Source organism: Embleya hyalina (assembly GCF_003967355.1).
Taxonomy (GTDB): domain Bacteria; phylum Actinomycetota; class Actinomycetes; order Streptomycetales; family Streptomycetaceae; genus Embleya; species Embleya hyalina.
The window spans coordinates 33530-48798 of the sequence record NZ_BIFH01000036.1; the positions used below are offsets into that span (position 1 = coordinate 33530).

Here is a 15269-nt window from a genome sequence, read left to right on the forward strand (position 1 = left end):
ACCGCAACACGGCGTCGCCCGTGCAGAAACGCACCCTCGCATCACCCGTTCGAGCGGTCAACGACCGAGACCGGGCCCTACGCGTTGACCGTCGCGGCGCGGGGCGGCCAGACTCCCCGGGGACACGGAACGAAGCGCACAAAGATGATCTTGATCTGACCATCGGGACCGTAATTGACAGACAGTACGGCGCGATCCGGCCCACGCGTGCTCGTCCTGGCCGACGACCTCACCGGTGCCAACGCCACCGCGGTGCGCTTCGCCCGGCGCGGGATGCGCACGCTCGTCACCGGTGGGCCGCCGCGCACCTGTATCAGCGCCCCCGACGTGCTCGTGCTCGACCTGGCCACCCGGCACCTGCCCGGCGTCCAGGCCGCGCGCCGGGTGGTCGCGGGCGCCTCGGTGTTCCCGGACGCCCCGCTGGTGGCCAAGCGGGTGGACAGCACGCTGCGGGGCAACCCGGGCGCGGAGACCGCCGCGTTGTTGCACGTGCTGGACGCCCGCCCGGGGCCGCCGGTGCGGGCGCTGGTGGTGGCGGCCCATCCCGAGGCCGGTCGGACCACCGAGGGCGGCGTGCACCGCGTACACGGCGTGCCGATCGCGGACAGCGAGGCGGCCCGCGATCCGTTCCACCCGGTCACGTCCTCGTGTGTGCTCGGCACGTTCGCCACGAGCGAGCACACCGTCGCGCACGTCCCGCTCGACGTGGTGCGCGGCGATCGGTCGGGGCTGGCCCGCGCCCTCGGCGATCCGGGCGCGCGGATGCTGGTCTGCGACGCGATCACCGACGCCGACGTGGAGACCCTCGCGCTGGCCGCCGCGGCCCGCGCCCTGGAGGGCGATCTGCGCTGGTTGCCGGTCGACCCCGGACCGTTCGGCGCGGCCCTGGCCGGCGCGCTGGGCACGGTGCCCACCGGCCGCCCGGTGCTCGGCGTGGCCGGCAGCCTGAGCCGGCTCAGCCTGGAGCAGATCGCGCAGACCCAGCGCTGCCTGGACGCGCGCTGGCTGGACGTGGGCGACGCGCCGGACCCGATCCGGGTCGCCGCCGACCTGGTCGCGCTGGCCCGCACGGGGGTCGCGCTGGCCGGGATCCGCACCCGCGTACCCGATCGGGTCGACCCGGTGATCGCCGCGCGCCTGCCGGTGCTGCTCGGCGAGGCGGTCAAACGCGCGCTGACCGTCGCGCCGTTCGCGGGCGTGTACGCCACCGGCGGGGACGTCGCGGGGGCGGTGTGCACGGCGCTCGACGCCGACGGGCTGGCGGTGGAGACCGAGGTCCAGCCCCTGGTGGTGGCCGGCCGCCTGGTCGGCGGAGCGCACGACGGGCTGCCGTTCGCGGCCAAGGGCGGCCTGGTCGGCGACGCGTACGCGGCGGTGGCGTGCGCGCTGCACCTGCGGATGAGTTCCACCGTCACGGCGACGACGTCGCCCACGCCGATCACGACCGGAGAGAGCGCCGATGGACCACGCCGATAATCCGCCGGACCCCGCCGGTGACCCATCGCCCGTGGTGGCGCTCACCCTCGGCGATCCGGCCGGGATCGGTCCGGAGATCGTCGCCCGCACCCTGGCCGACCCGGGTCCGCCCCGCCTCGCCCGGTGCGTCGCGGTCGGCGACGCGGCGGCGCTGCGGCGCGGTGCCCGGGCCTGCGGCCTGGACGTGCGGGTGCGCTCGATCGACCCGGCCGGGATCGGGACGGAGCCGGAGCCCGGGGTGGTCGACATCCTGGACACCGCGACCGTGACCGACGCGGAGATCGCCGACACGATGCCGTGGGGCCGGGTCGGCGCACCCGCCGGCGCCGCCGCGCTCGCCGCGATCCGGCTCGCGGTCCGGCTCGCCGAGGCCGGCGCGGTCGACGCGATCGCGACCGCCCCGATCAACAAGGAGTCGATCTGGGCGGCGGGCGCCGGGCAGTTGGGCCACACCGAACTGCTCGGCGAACTCACCGGCGCCGCCCACGCGGACACCATGTTCGTGGTCGGCGGCCTGAAGATCTTCTTCACCACCCGGCACGCCTCGCTGCGCACCGCCCTGGACCTGCTCACCCCCGAACGGGTGGACGCGGCGATCACGGCCGCGCACGAGGCGCTGCGGGTGTTCGGCGACGCGCCGGACCCGGTGCTGGCGGTGGCGGCGGTCAATCCGCACGGCGGCGAGGGCGGCGCGTTCGGCGACGAGGAGATCGAGGTACTGGCGCCCGCCGTGGCCCGGGCCCGGGACCGCGGCCTGGCCGTGGTCGGCCCGATCCCCGCCGACTCGGTCTTCCACCAGGGGCTGCGCGGGCGCTGGGCGGGGGTGTTGTCGCACTTCCACGACCAGGGCCACATCGCGGCCAAGACCTTCGACTTCGACGGCACCGTCTCGGTCACCGTCGGGCTGCCGATCCTGCGCACCTCGGTGGACCACGGCACCGCGTTCGACATCGCGGGCACCGGCGTCGCCGAATACGCGTCGATGCGCGAGGCGGTGCGCACGGCGGCGCGGTTCGCGCCCGCGGTGCCGCGCCTGCGCGCGACCTGGCCCCGGGTGGTCGATCCGGGCGCGGTCAGGTGATGGTCAACGCCCTCGCGATCCGCGCGGCCAGGTCGGCGTTGCCCAGGATCAGCGCGACGTTGGCGGCCAGGCTCGCGCCGCGGGTCTCCCGGTGGAAGAACTCCAGCAGGAACGGGGTGACCGCCTTGCCGCGCACCCCGCCGTCCGCCAGCGCGGCCAGCGCCCGGCCCAGCACCCGATCGTGCAGGTCCGGATCCATCTGATCGCCCCGGGGCACCGGATTGGCCACCACCACCGCGGTACGACCCAACCCCAGCGCCTCGTGCGCGCGCACCACGTCGGCCACCTCGTCGGCGGTGTCCACCCGCCACTCCAGGCGATGGCCGGAGTCGGCCAGATAGAACCCGGGGAAGGCGTGCGTACCAAAGCCGAGGACGGTGACGTTGAGCGATTCCAACCGCTCCAGCGTCGCGCCCACGTCCAGGATCGACTTGACCCCCGAGCACACCACGGTCAGCCCGCATCCGGTCAGCGCGATCAGGTCGGCCGACTCGTCCCAACTCTCCCGGGCCTGGCGATGCACCCCGCCCAGGCCGCCGGTGGCGAAGACCCGGATCCCGGCCTGATGCGCCAGATGCGCGGTCGCCCCCACGGTGGTCGCGGCGTGCCCGCCCCGCGCGGTGACCGGCGCCAGATCCCGGATCCCGGCCTTGAGCACCTCCCGGGAGCCGGCCACGAATTCGAGCGTCTCCGCGTCCAGGCCGATCGACGGGCGCCCGTGCACGATCGCGATCGTCGCCGGCACCGCGCCCGCGGCCCGGACCCGCCCCTCGATCTCCCGCGCGATCCGCAGGTTGTCCGGCCGCGGCAGCCCGTGCGCGATGATCGTGCTCTCCAGCGCGACCACCGGCCGGCCCGCGGCCAGCGCGTCGGCGACCTCCGGCAGAATCCGCAAGCCGTTCACCGGAAGGACGCTACCGGGCGCGAGCGGCAGCGGTGTGGCATACGCGCCGGGACGTGCCGGTTCGGCCTCGCCCCGACGCTCGGATACTCCGATGATCATGGCAATTCACCGTTCCACCCCGAAGCGGGGTCAGCGCCGGGGCTGGTACAGCACGGCCGCCCAGCCGTCCGGCCCGCTCACCCGGACACGCACCTCGTGCGGCCCCTCGACCGGCTCGCCCACCGTGAACCCGCCCTCGCGCAGCGGCGCGAGCGCCGCCTCCAGGTCGGCGACCTTGACCATCACCGAGGCCGCGTCGCCCTCGCGGTCGGTACCCGCCAGCGCCAGCCGGCCGCCGGCCACGTCGAACTGCGCCCAGCGCTCCCCGTCGACGAAGGTCGGCTCGGCCCCGAGCACGGCGGTCATGAACCGCACCGCGGCGGCCATGTCGGCGACGGGGAAAGCGGCGGACAGGCCCTGAGCGGACATGGGTTGCCTCCTGGAGTGAGACCGGGAACGGTATCTGATGGTCTATCAGGCGTGCCGGACACCAACCGAGTCGGGGCGCCTCGAATCCGCCGGCGGCACGACACAGGGGTTAGCCTCGCAAACGTGGAGCCCACCGACACCGCAGGTCCGCCGCCGAAGCCCCCCGAGCACTGGGAGGCCGACGTCGTGCTGCGCGACGGCGCGACCGCCCACCTGCGCCCCGTCGGCCCGGACGACGCCGGTCGCCTCGTCGACTTCTACGCGCGCGTGTCCGCCGAGTCGAAATACCTGCGCTTCTTCACGCCCTACCCCCGCCTGTCCGACCGCGACGTACGGCGCTTCACCACCCACGACTGGGTGGACCGGGTGGGCCTGGGACTGTTCGTCGGCGACGAGATGGTGGCGATCGTGCGCTACGACCGGATCGGCCCCGACGGCCGCTCGGTGCGCACCGGTCCGCAGGGCCGCTCGTCCACCGCCGAGGTCGCTTTCCTGGTCCAGGACGACCAGCAGGGCCGCGGCGTCGGATCGGTCCTGCTCGAACACATCGCCGCGGTCGCCCGCGAGCGCGGCATCCGCCGCTTCGTGGCCGACGTACTGCCCTCGAACCGGCGCATGGTCACCGTGTTCACCGAGGCCGGCTACACCCAGCAGTCCGCGTTCGAGGACGGCGTGGTCCGGCTGAACCTCGAACTCGCCCCCACCGAGACCTCGCTCGGCGTGATGCTCGGCCGCGAACACCGGGCCGAGGCACGCTCGATCGCCCGCCTGCTCACCCCCCGATCGGTCGCCGTGATCGGCGCCGGCCGGCGCGAGGGCACGGTCGGCCACACGCTGTTGACCAACCTGCGCGCGGGCGAGTTCACCGGCGAGGTGTACGCGGTCAACCCGAAGGCGGGCGGCGAGCCGATCGACGGCGTGCCGACCTACGCGTCGGTGTCCGACATCCCCGGCGAGGTGGACCTCGCACTGGTCGCCGTCCCGGCCGACGCGGTACGCCGGGTGGTCGACGAATGCGGCCGCAAGGGCGTCCACGGCCTGGTCGTGGTGTCCTCCGGCTTCGCCGAGACCGGACCCGAGGGGCGCGAGCGCCAGCGCCGCCTGGTCCGCGCCGCCCGCCGGCGCGGCATGCGGGTGATCGGCCCCAACTGCCTCGGAGTGCTGAACACCGACCCCGACCTGCGGGTCAACGCGAGCCTGTCGCCCCGGATGCCGCGCCGCGGCCGAGTGGGCATGTTCGCCCAGTCCGGCGCGCTCGGGATCGCCATCCTGGAATCCACCGTCGGCCGCGGGATCGGCCTGTCCACCTTCGTGTCCGCCGGCAACCGCGCCGACGTCTCCGGCAACGACCTGCTCCAGTACTGGGAGGACGACCCGGCCACCGACGTGGTGCTGCTGCACCTCGAATCGATCGGCAACCCGCGCAAGTTCACCCGCCTGGCCCGGCGCATCTCGCGCACCAAACCCGTGGTCGCGGTCAAGTCCGGACGGCACAGCCAGGGCGTCCCGCTCGGCCACGTCACCCGCGCGCTGACCCTGCCCGACGCGGCCGTCGACGCGCTCTTTCGCCAAGCGGGCGTGATCCGCGTGCCCACCGTCGCCGAACTGTTCGACGTCGGCCAACTGCTCGCCTACCAACCCCTGCCCGCCGGCGACCGGATCGCGATCATCGGCAACTCCGACTCGCTCGGCCTGCTCACCCAGGACGCCTGCGCGAGCGCGGGCCTGCGTCCGCTGCGCCCGGTCGACCTGACCACCGTCGCCACCGCCGACGACTTCCGCGCGGCGCTCGCCGACGCGCTGGCCAGTGCCGAGACCGACGCGGTGATCACCGTGTTCATTCCGCCGCTGACCACCTCGGGCGACGAGGTCGCGAGCGCCATCGCGGAGATGGCCGGGCGGGCGGCGGAGATCGGCAAACCGCTGCTGACCACCTACCTCGCGCACGAGGGGCTGCCCACGCAGCTGCGCCGGCTGGACGCCGACGGCGTGCCCGCGTTCGGCTCGGTGCCCTCCTACCCGGCCCCGGAGAACGCGGTACGCGCGCTGGCCGAAGTGGTGCGCTACGCCGACTGGCGCCGGCGGCCCACGGGCCGGACGCCCGAACACCCCGAGGTGCGCACCGACCAGGCCCGCGCGCTGGTCCGGGCCCGACTCGGCGGCGCGGACGCGGTCGGCCTGTCGCCGGCCGACGCCGCCGAACTCCTGGACTGCCACGGCATTCGGCTGCGCCCGGCGGTGCGGGTGGACAGCGAGGACGCGGCGGTGCGCGCGGCCGCCGAACTGGGCTACCCGGTCGCGCTCAAGACCATCGCCGAACATCTGCGCCACCGGGTCGACGTGGACGGCGTGCGCCTGGACATCGGCGCCGAGGCCGGACTGCGCCGGGTGTTCCGCGAGTTGACCACCCGCCTCGGCGGCCCGGACCAGGCCCGGCTCGTGGTGCAGTCGATGGCGCCGCACGGGATCGCGACGGTGCTCGGGCTCACCTACGACGAGTCGTTCGGCGCGGTGTTGTCCTTCGGGCTGGCCGGACCGGCGAGCGAACTCCTGGGCGACGTGGCCCACCGCCTGGTGCCGGCCACCGACCAGGACGTGGCGGATCTGGTCCGCGAGGTACGGGCGGCACCGATGTTGTTCGGCTATCGCGGCGCCCGACCGGTGGACGTACCCGCGCTGGAGGACGTACTCCTGCGCCTGTCCCGGCTCGCCGACGACCTGCCGCAGGTGACGTCCGTCGAGCTGAACCCGGTGGTGGTGGCGGCCGAGGGCGCGCACGTGCTGGGCGCGCGGATCCGGTTGTCCCGCCCGCCGGCGCGCACCGACCTGGGCCCGAGGGCACTGTCTCGGCCGTAGCGTCCGGGGTCCGCGCACGGTGTCCGGGGGCTCGCAAAGCCTTCGACGCCGCCCGGATATGTGGAACCGCCGCCGTACTCACATGCCACCCCGAGCTGTGGCACGTACGTACGGCGACGGCTCCGGGCCGGATCCGCTCCGCGGCATGCCCCTCCGCGCCTACCCTCCACATGGCTGCGCATTTCATGCCGTTCACGCTGTCCGGACCGAGCCGCCCCGCGCCGGTCGTTTCCCCGAGTGTCCCCGGCGGTGAGGCGGTGTCACTCGTCCCCCCGCCCGGGGGCACGAGTGTCGCGAGAGATCCGCCGGTGCCACCGTCTGCACGGCGCGTCCCTGTTGCCCCGGCCGGGTCTCTCGAGAGATCAGTCAACCCCGCCGAGCCGTCGAACGGGAGGGCGCACGAAAGGCGCACGGTGGCGATCCGTAGAGGGCGCCCCAACAGTGCGCATCCACCTCACCCGTTCGGTCCTGTCATTACGTCGACAAACCGTCACCATTTGGCAACGGCCGGTGTCCGACCCGATCTTCGGACGAGGCGGATGGCGCACGGGTGCCCTCGGAGGTGCCAGGATGGGGGGTATGGCTAAGACCACCACCTCGACCCAGGGGCTGCGCACGGCCATCGAGCGCAGCGGTTACTACCCGAGCCTCGTTGCCGACGCGGTCGAGTCCACGATCGGCACCGAGCCGGTCGACGCTTTCCTGGTGCACCAGGAGACCACGTTCGATTCCAATGAGGTCCGCCGCCACATCACCGTTCTGGTGCTCACGCCAGGCCGATTCCTGGTCAGCCACACCGACGAACACGCGCCCGACGACACGTCGCCCACGCCCTACGCGACCACGTCCACCGAGACCGTGCGGATCGACCGACTCGAGTCGGTCGTGGTCAGTCGGGTCGTGGGCAACCCCGCCGAATACGTCCCGGGGGCCCCGCCGCGCGAAGCCGTGCTCACCATCGGCTGGGGCGCGGTCGGCCGCATCGACCTCGAACCGGCCGGGTGCGCCGACCCGAACTGTGAGGTCGACCACGGCTACACCGGCTCGTTGACCGCCGACGACCTGTCGCTGCGGGTGAGCGAGGCCGCCGACGGCCCCGAAGCGGTGGAGCGCACGCTCACGTTCGCCCGCGCGCTGTCCGAGGCCGTGGCCGGCATCAACCAGTGAGCGCCTCCGTCTGGCTCGACGAGCAACCCCCGGTCCCGTTGCCCCGCTACGGGACCGGGGCGCTGTGCGACCTGTTGCCCTCCATAGCCGCCTCTCTCGGCATGCCGGGGGAGCGAAACCTCCTCGGCCTCGCGCCCGCGCGCGCCGCGTGTGTGTTCCTGATCGACGGCCTGGGGTGGGAGTTGCTGCGGGCGCATCCCGTCGAGGCGCCGTATCTGCACTCGCTCCTGGCCGGCTCGTTCGCCGGCAGCGGCACACCGCTCACCGCGGGCTTCCCGGCGACCACCGCGACCAGCCTCGCGTCGTTCGGCACCGGGCTCACCCCCGGTGTGCACGGCCTGGTCGGCTACTCGGTGGCGGTGCCCGGCGAGAACCGGCTGATGAACCAGCTGCGCTGGGTCGGCGACATCGAACCCCGGGCGTGGCAGCCGTATTCGAGCGTCCTCGAACGTGCCGCGGCGGCCGGGATCACCGTCGCGCAGGTCAACGACACCATGTTCGAGCACACGCCGCTCACCAGGGCGGCGCTCGCCGGCGGTCGATACTTCGGCGCCGAGTTCGGCGCCCCCAGGATCGAGGCCGTACACCGGCAGTTGGCCCGGCCGGGCCCGGTGCTGATCTACACGTACGCGAGTGAACTCGACCGCGTCGGGCACGGCATGGGCGTCGACTCGCCCGAGTGGCGCGCGGAGTTGCGCCGGATCGACGGGGTCGTTCGGGCGATGGCCGAGGGGCTGCCCGCCGACTCGGTGTTGTACGTCACGGCCGACCACGGCATGGTCGACGTCGCCCCCGAACAGCGGGTCGACGTGGACGCCGACCCCGGCCTGTCCGCCGGTGTGGCCCTGCTCGGCGGCGAGGCGCGCGCCCGGCACGTCTACACCCGGCCCGGCGCGACCCGGGACGTGTACGCGATCTGGGACGACATGCTGGGCGATCGCATGTGGGTGCTCACCCGCGACGAGGCGATCGAGTCGGGCTGGTTCGGGCCCAAGGTCGAGGACCGGGTCCGCGAGCGCGTCGGCGACATCGTCGCGGCCGCCTTCGGCGACGTCGCGGTGGTCGCCTCCCGGCGCGAACCCGGCGAGTCCCGACTCACCGGCGTGCACGGCTCGATGACCGCGGCCGAACAACTGATCCCGCTGCTCGAGGTACGGAGCTAGGGCCCGGCGGGCGCGGCGCGTTTCGGCGAGCAAAAGGGGCGGCCCCGGTGGGGGTCGCCCCTTTGTGCCGAATCACCGCCGGTTCAGGCCTGGTTGCGCTTCTTCTGCACGGCGAGCGCGACACCCGCGGCGGCGGCGAGCAGCAGGACGATCTTGAACAGCTTGCCCATGGAAATGGACCCCCTCGATGGTCGAAACGATGATGCGTCCCCCGATCGGGGAAGGTCGCGGGCGACGCGGCCCGTGTGTACGTAGGCGCACGGGTCCCGCCGATCCCGGACCCCGCTCCGGTCGGAAGCCCGTCAAGCTCGACTCTACGTCACCTGTTTGGTTCAAGGGGGGAGCGGTTTCCGGTCGGAGTGGCGGCCGGGTCGGGCCCGACCCGACGGCGGATCGGGAGCAGTCGACTATTGCGGACCATTCGGATTCGAGGCCACCGCGATCACGTTGAACAGCGCGCCCTGTGGATCCCGTATGGCGGCCACCCTGCCGTACGGGGACTCCTCCGGCCCGCGCAGCACGGTGCCGCCCAGGTCGTCGACCCGCGTGACGCTCTCGTCCGCGTCGCGCACCGCGAAGTAGACGGCCCAGTGCGGCGGCGGCCCGTTGCGCACCCCCGCGAGCCCGCCGCGCGGCACACCGTCGACGTGGAAGGTGGCGTAGTCGAAGTCGGCGTCGGACATGTCCTGGAAGGTGACGCCGAACACGTCCGCGTAGAACCGTTTCGCCCGGCCGCTGTCCGGCGTGTACAACTCGTTCCACACCACCGCGCCGGGCTCGTCCACCACACCCGCGCCGATGTGTTCGCGCGCCTGCCAGACGGCGAACACCCCGCCCGTCGGGTCGACGGCCACCGCCGTGCGGCCGAGCGTGCGCACGTCCGTCGGCGGCACCGACACCTCGCCGCCCGCGGCGACGATCCCGCGGGCCACCGCGTCGACGTCGTCCGCCGCGAGGTGGGTGGTCCAGGCGATCGGCCCCGGTTGCCCGGGCCGTCGGTCGAGCAGGCCGGCGACGGGCCGCCCGCCGAGGGTGCAGGTCGTATAACCACCCGGCGGGGCCGGCTCGATCTCGTCGTCCCAGCCGAACAGTCCGCGATAGAACGCCAGTGCGGCCGCGACATCGGGCACCGCCAGGTCCACCCAACACGGCACGCCGGTGGGATATCGCGAGGTCCACACACTCATCGCTGCCTCCTCGGCAGAAGGTGACAATCGGGACGATACGACATCGATGCTGCCGGCCGGGTGCCGCATGTGCTCGTCGCCGAGCCGTCATACGAGGCAGGATGCCGTCATGAGTTCCCTGATCAGCGCGGCCGACCTGGCCGCCGCCCTGGACGGTTCGTCGCCCCCGATCGTGCTCGACGTGTCCTGGCAACTGGGCGGCCCGCCCGGCATCGACGCGTACCGGGTCGCACACGTGCCCGGCGCGCACTTCGTCGACCTCGCGAAGGAGTTGTCGGGACCGCACACCCCGACCGGCGCCGGCGGCCGGCATCCGGTGCCCGAACCGGCCGCGTTCGGCGCGGCCATGCGACGGTACGGGATCGGCCCGGCGACCGACGTGGTCGTCTACGACGCGGGGCAGAGCGTCGCCGCGGCGCGCGCGTGGTGGTTGTTGCGCCACTTCGGTCACGACCGGGTGCGCGTGCTCGACGGCGGCCTCGGCGCCTGGACGGCGGCGAACCTGCCGGTCACCGACGTGGTGCCGGGGCCCGCCGAGCCGGGCACCTTCGTACCGCGCCCGGGCGGCACGACCCGGCTCGACGCGGATCAGACCGCGGCGTTCGTGGCGGCCGGCGGCGTGCTGCTCGACGCCCGCGCCGGGGAACGTTTCCGCGGCGAGACCGAGCCGATCGACGCCAGGGCCGGCCACATCCCCGGCGCGGTCAGCGCGCCCGCGACCGAGTACACCCACGCCGACGGCCGGTTCCGCGAACCCGGCGAGCTGGCGGATTACTTCGCGGCCAAGGGCGTGGTTCCGGGTGCGCGGGTGGCCGCCTACTGCGGCTCGGGCGCGACCGCCGCGCACGAGGTGCTGGCGCTGCACGTGATCGGCGTACCCGCCGCGCTGTACGCCGGTTCGTGGAGCGACTGGATCTCCGACCCGCAACGCCCGGTGGCCACGGGCGAGTAGCCGCAGCGGTCGGCGGCGTCGGGACGGGACACGAAGAAGGAGCCGAGGAGGACCCCGGCTCCTTCGCCCGTCGTCGCCGGCTACTCGCGCCGCTTGCGCCTGCTGCCGAAGACGATCTCGTCCCAACTGGGCACGGTCGCCCGGCGCCCGGGGCGCACCCCGTCGGCCTCGGCCTGCCGGTCGGTGCTGCCGACCAGACGCTCGCGGTGCGGGCCGACCACACCGCGCGGCACCAGCACGTTCTCGTAGGCGCTGCCCGCGCCCGCCGCCGCCGCGGGGGCCTGGGTCTCCTCCTCCTCGATCGGCTCGGCGCGCTCGGGACGTTCCGCCCGTTCCACGCGTTCGATCCGCTCGGGCCGTTCGACACGTTCGATCCGCTCCGGGCGCTCGGGCCGCTCCGGGCGCTCGATGCCGCCCACGCGCGGGCGCTCGGCCAGCGCGGTGACGTCGATGCGCATCGGCCCGGGGGAGGCCTGTCGTTCCGGTACGACCGGCTCGCCGCGCAGTCCGGGTACCGCGTCGAGCAGGCTGGTGATCGCGTCGTCGTCGCTCTCGCGCGGGATGGTGGCCAGGCGCGGGCGAAACGGGAACGGGGTCTCGGACGCCGCCGGGTGCTCGCCGATCAGCGAACGCGCCTCGTCGTCGTTGGTGGTGACCAGGCGGCGGGGCGGGTCGAAGCTCCAACTCGCCGAGCGCATCTCGCCGTCGGCGCGGTACAGGAGCAGGATCTCCCAGCTGCCGTCGTCGCGGCGCCACGAATCCCACTGCACCGACTCGGAGTCGGCGCCGCGCAGGTGCAGTCGCTCGGTGACGATCTCGCCGAGCAGCGGACCGGTGGTCTCGCCCTGCCGGCGGATCGGGGTCTTGCGGGCACGCTCGGCCATGAAGGCACGCTCGGCGAGCACCGGACCCTCGAACCGCCGTACGCGGTCCACGGGGATGCCGGCGAGCTGTGCGACCTCCTCCGCGGTGGCACCGGCCCTTATCCGGGCCTGGATGTCACGCGGACGCAGCTGGCTCTCGACTTCGATCTCGATCTGACCGAGTCTGGCGCGGTCGCCCCGGACGGCGGCGCGGAGCCGCTCGTCGATGGGCAACATGTACTCAGTGCCGTCGGCAGCCTTCAGCACCAACCGTGTGCCGTCGTTGCTGACGGCCACGACACGCAGTTCGGGCATGGGGACCTCCCGGGTGGTGCCTGCCGACGTCACCTGCGTCGTTGCTCCCGCTACGAGTGTGACCTGCCCAGCCTCGGCATGACCACAACCTGACCGAGTTGTCCGGCGTGTCGGATTTATTACCTGACTGGCCGAATTGCCTTGGTTACACCATTTCGGGTAGATACCGGGGCGGTGCCCCACCCTGACCTCTGCGGTCGGTCGCCTCCCCCTTCGCGCACAGGTCTTTCCGGAACCTGGCGTGAACAGTACTCCATTCGGGGGCTCTACCGGGACACACCGCGCCGCATCGGCGCGTCCCGTTCGGACGAGTCGTTTTCGGCCGTCCGGGGTGATGTCGATCACAAGATTGGGCCGATTGGAACGATGTCGCTGGGCCGTTCAGTCGTAACCAGGGTGAAGTCGTGTTTTTCATGATTAGCCATTGGTTGTGAACGAACGTGCAAGGAAAGTGATGCCGGAAAGGACCGAGCGTGAACGTCGGCGGATCGATGTCAACGGGGTACAGGTCGTGGGCAGCGCCCTGGCGGCCATCTCCTCGGCGTTCCTGCTCTCCACCCTCGGCGTCGCCGGGACGGTGATCGGCGCGGCGCTCGCGAGCGTGGTCGCCACCGTCGGAAGCGCGGTCTACGTCCACCTGTTCCGGCGCACCGGCGAACAACTGCGCGACGTGCGGGCGACGCTGACCCCGCCGCCCGAGAGCGGACCGGCCACCGAGCCGACCGCGATCCCCGATCGGCCGACGGGCGTGGCCGATCCGGGGCGGGCGACCGACGAGACGATGGTGCTGCCGGTCGGCGACTACACCCGGGGCCCGGGCGACACCGGGGCGGAGCCCGCCCCGACCGGCGAACGGCGGGTCTGGCTGGCCCGTTCGCTGGTCGGCGCGGTGGTGGTGTTCGTGGTGGCGATGGGCGTGGTCACCCTCGCCGAGACCGCGATCGGCCGTTCCTTCGCGAGCCTGTTCGGGCACGGCGACGACGGCTCGACCATCTCGCGCATCGTCGACGACAAGCGCACCCGAAACGACACCCCGAAGTCGCCCGGTGGGGCCACCCCCGGTCCGACCGGATCGACCGCGTCACCGCCGAGCCACGCCCCGGACACCGGCGACAAGGGCACGTCGACCCCGAACGGCGGCGGGGGCGCGACCTCGGTGCCCTCGACCACCCCGACCACCCGGCCGAGCGGCAGTCCCTCGTCGAACCCGACCGGCTCCACGCCGCCGACCACGCCCGTGTCCCCGACCAAGCCCCCGGTGGGCGGCTCGGCCGGCGGCGACACCGACGCCGGCGGCGGCGCGGCGGCCGGGAACGAGGCGGGCGGACGGGGCGGCACGAACGCGAACGCGGGGTCGGGCGCGGGCAGCCGCTGACCGACCGGCGCCGCCCCGGGCGCCTCAGTCGCCCAGCACCCGGCGCAGATAGTCGTTGCCGAAGCGGCGCTCCGGGTCCACCCGGTTCCGCAGCGCCGTGAAGTCGGCGAACCTCGGATAGAGGCCGGCGAGGTGATCCGCGTCGCGGGTGTGCATCTTGCCCCAGTGCGGGCGCCCGCCGTGGGCGACCATGATCTTCTCCACCTCGGTGAAGTACCGCTCGTGCGGCGTCCCCTTGTACAGGTGCACCGCGATGTAGGCGGTCTCGCGCCCGTACGCGGTGGACATCCACAGATCGTCCGCCGGGGCCACGCGCACCTCGACCGGGAAGCCGATCGGCAGACCGGCGGCGTCCACGAAGGCGCGCACCTCGGTCAGTGCCTCGGTCGCCGCCGCGCGCGGCAGCGCGTACTCCATCTCGATGAAGCGCACCCGGCGCGGACTGGTGAACACCTTGTGCGAGGTGTCCGAGTAGGTGCGCGCCGACAACGCGCGGCTGGAGAGCCGGGCGATGGTCGGCACCGTGCGCGGCGCGGCGCGGCCGACCCGACACGCGAGCGAGAACACCCCGTTGGACAACAACTCGTCGTCGAGCAGGAAACGCGCCTTCGACAGCGGCTTCGCCGGCCCCTCGACGCGGTTGTTGCGCTTCACGTTGCAGTTGTCGGTGTGCGGGAACCAGTAGAACTCGAAGTGCTCGTTGTCCGCGCACAGCGCGTCGAAGTCGGCGAGCACCGCGTCGAACCGCATCGGCTCCTCGCGCGCCTCCAACAGGAAGCTCGGCTCGACGCCGAAGGTCAGCGCGGTCACGATGCCCAGCGCGCCCAGGCCGACCCGGGCGCCCGCGAACAACTCGGCGTTCTCGGTCGGCGAGCACGTGGTGATCTCGCCGTCGGCCAGCACGATCTCCATGCCGCGGATCTGCGCCGCCAGCGAGCCGGACGCCCGCCCCGTGCCGTGGGTGCCGGTGGAGGTGGCGCCGGCCAGGCTCTGCACCGCGATGTCGCCCATGTTGGTCAGCGCGAGGCCGTACCCGGTGAGCAGCGTGTTGAAGTCGCTCAGCCGCATCCCGGAGCCGACCGTGATGGTGCCGGCCGCGCGGTCGAGCGCGTGCACCCCGGTCAACCCCTCCGGGCGGATCTGTACGCCGTCGGTCACCGCGATCGAGGTGAACGAGTGACCGGCGCCGACGGCCTTGACCGAGAGTCCCTGCCCGGCGGCGCGGCGGACCGCGGCCGAGATCTCCTCGGCCGATCCCGGGGTGAGCACCGAGTGCGGTCGCGCGGACTGGTTCCCGGTCCAGTTCCGCCAGGCGGGGGGCGTCTTGGAGACGGCGGGGCCGGCGCTGCTCAACGGGATTCCTCCTGGGGTCGGACGCGGGATCTGCCGGACATTACCCGCCGGTCAACGGACCGGGAAGGGGTCGCCGGGGGATGGGCGGCAACTCACCCGCGGCTCACCC

At 73.4% G+C, this 15269-nt stretch carries 12 protein-coding genes; 7 read left to right on the forward strand and 5 right to left on the reverse strand.

The features are described 5' to 3' along the window. Positions 1-174: 174 nt before the first annotated feature. Entirely contained in the window at positions 175-1476 is a 1302-nt protein-coding gene (locus tag EMA17_RS37810) for a four-carbon acid sugar kinase family protein (RefSeq protein WP_218043204.1), read from the forward strand. Next, a complete protein-coding gene (gene pdxA, locus EMA17_RS37815; protein WP_126641735.1) occupies positions 1460-2557 on the forward strand; it encodes a 4-hydroxythreonine-4-phosphate dehydrogenase PdxA in 1098 nt (365 codons plus the stop codon). Before EMA17_RS37810 ends, pdxA begins: the two co-directional genes overlap by 17 nt. On the opposite strand, the gene EMA17_RS37820 is transcribed toward pdxA, so the two are convergent. Both EMA17_RS37820 and EMA17_RS37825 read right to left on the reverse strand, forming a co-directional pair. Beyond that, a complete protein-coding gene (locus EMA17_RS37820) occupies positions 2550-3560 on the reverse strand; it encodes a pseudouridine-5'-phosphate glycosidase (RefSeq protein ID WP_126641736.1) in 1011 nt (336 codons plus the stop codon). The two genes, pdxA and EMA17_RS37820, sit on opposite strands and share 8 nt — an antisense overlap. A gap of 30 nt (positions 3561-3590) precedes the next feature. Next, entirely contained in the window at positions 3591-3929 is a 339-nt protein-coding gene (locus tag EMA17_RS37825; RefSeq protein ID WP_126641737.1) for a VOC family protein, read from the reverse strand. 123 nt (positions 3930-4052) lie between these two features. Between EMA17_RS37825 and EMA17_RS37830 the strand changes: the two genes are divergently transcribed. From EMA17_RS37830 to EMA17_RS37840, 3 genes are all read left to right on the forward strand, one after another. Continuing rightward, positions 4053-6785, forward strand: a complete 2733-nt coding sequence (locus EMA17_RS37830; RefSeq protein WP_126641738.1) for a bifunctional acetate--CoA ligase family protein/GNAT family N-acetyltransferase — start codon at positions 4053-4055, stop codon at positions 6783-6785. 579 nt (positions 6786-7364) lie between these two features. Next, a complete protein-coding gene (locus tag EMA17_RS37835) occupies positions 7365-7952 on the forward strand; it encodes a DUF5998 family protein (protein WP_161365428.1) in 588 nt (195 codons plus the stop codon). Continuing rightward, positions 7949-9115 carry an alkaline phosphatase family protein gene (locus EMA17_RS37840; protein ID WP_126641739.1) on the forward strand — a complete coding sequence of 389 codons (1167 nt, stop codon included), beginning with the start codon at positions 7949-7951 and terminating at the stop codon, positions 9113-9115. Before EMA17_RS37835 ends, EMA17_RS37840 begins: the two co-directional genes overlap by 4 nt. A gap of 407 nt (positions 9116-9522) precedes the next feature. Here EMA17_RS37840 and EMA17_RS37845 read toward each other — a convergent pair whose 3' ends face one another. Next, a complete protein-coding gene (locus tag EMA17_RS37845; RefSeq protein WP_126641740.1) occupies positions 9523-10302 on the reverse strand; it encodes a VOC family protein in 780 nt (259 codons plus the stop codon). 109 nt (positions 10303-10411) lie between these two features. Between EMA17_RS37845 and EMA17_RS37850 the strand changes: the two genes are divergently transcribed. After that, the gene (locus EMA17_RS37850) at positions 10412-11254 is read left to right on the forward strand and encodes a sulfurtransferase (RefSeq protein WP_126641741.1); all 843 of its coding nucleotides are present in this window, start codon (positions 10412-10414) and stop codon (positions 11252-11254) included. 80 nt (positions 11255-11334) lie between these two features. Here EMA17_RS37850 and sepH read toward each other — a convergent pair whose 3' ends face one another. Beyond that, entirely contained in the window at positions 11335-12465 is a 1131-nt protein-coding gene (gene sepH, locus EMA17_RS37855; protein ID WP_126641742.1) for a septation protein SepH, read from the reverse strand. A 421-nt stretch (positions 12466-12886) separates the two neighbouring features. Here sepH and EMA17_RS37860 point away from each other — a divergent pair, with 421 nt between their 5' ends. Next, complete coding sequence (locus tag EMA17_RS37860; protein WP_126641743.1) at positions 12887-13807, forward strand: hypothetical protein; 921 nt, start codon at positions 12887-12889, stop codon at positions 13805-13807. A 24-nt stretch (positions 13808-13831) separates the two neighbouring features. Here EMA17_RS37860 and EMA17_RS37865 read toward each other — a convergent pair whose 3' ends face one another. Next, complete coding sequence (locus EMA17_RS37865; protein ID WP_371863104.1) at positions 13832-15166, reverse strand: D-arabinono-1,4-lactone oxidase; 1335 nt, start codon at positions 15164-15166, stop codon at positions 13832-13834. Positions 15167-15269: the final 103 nt, after the last annotated feature.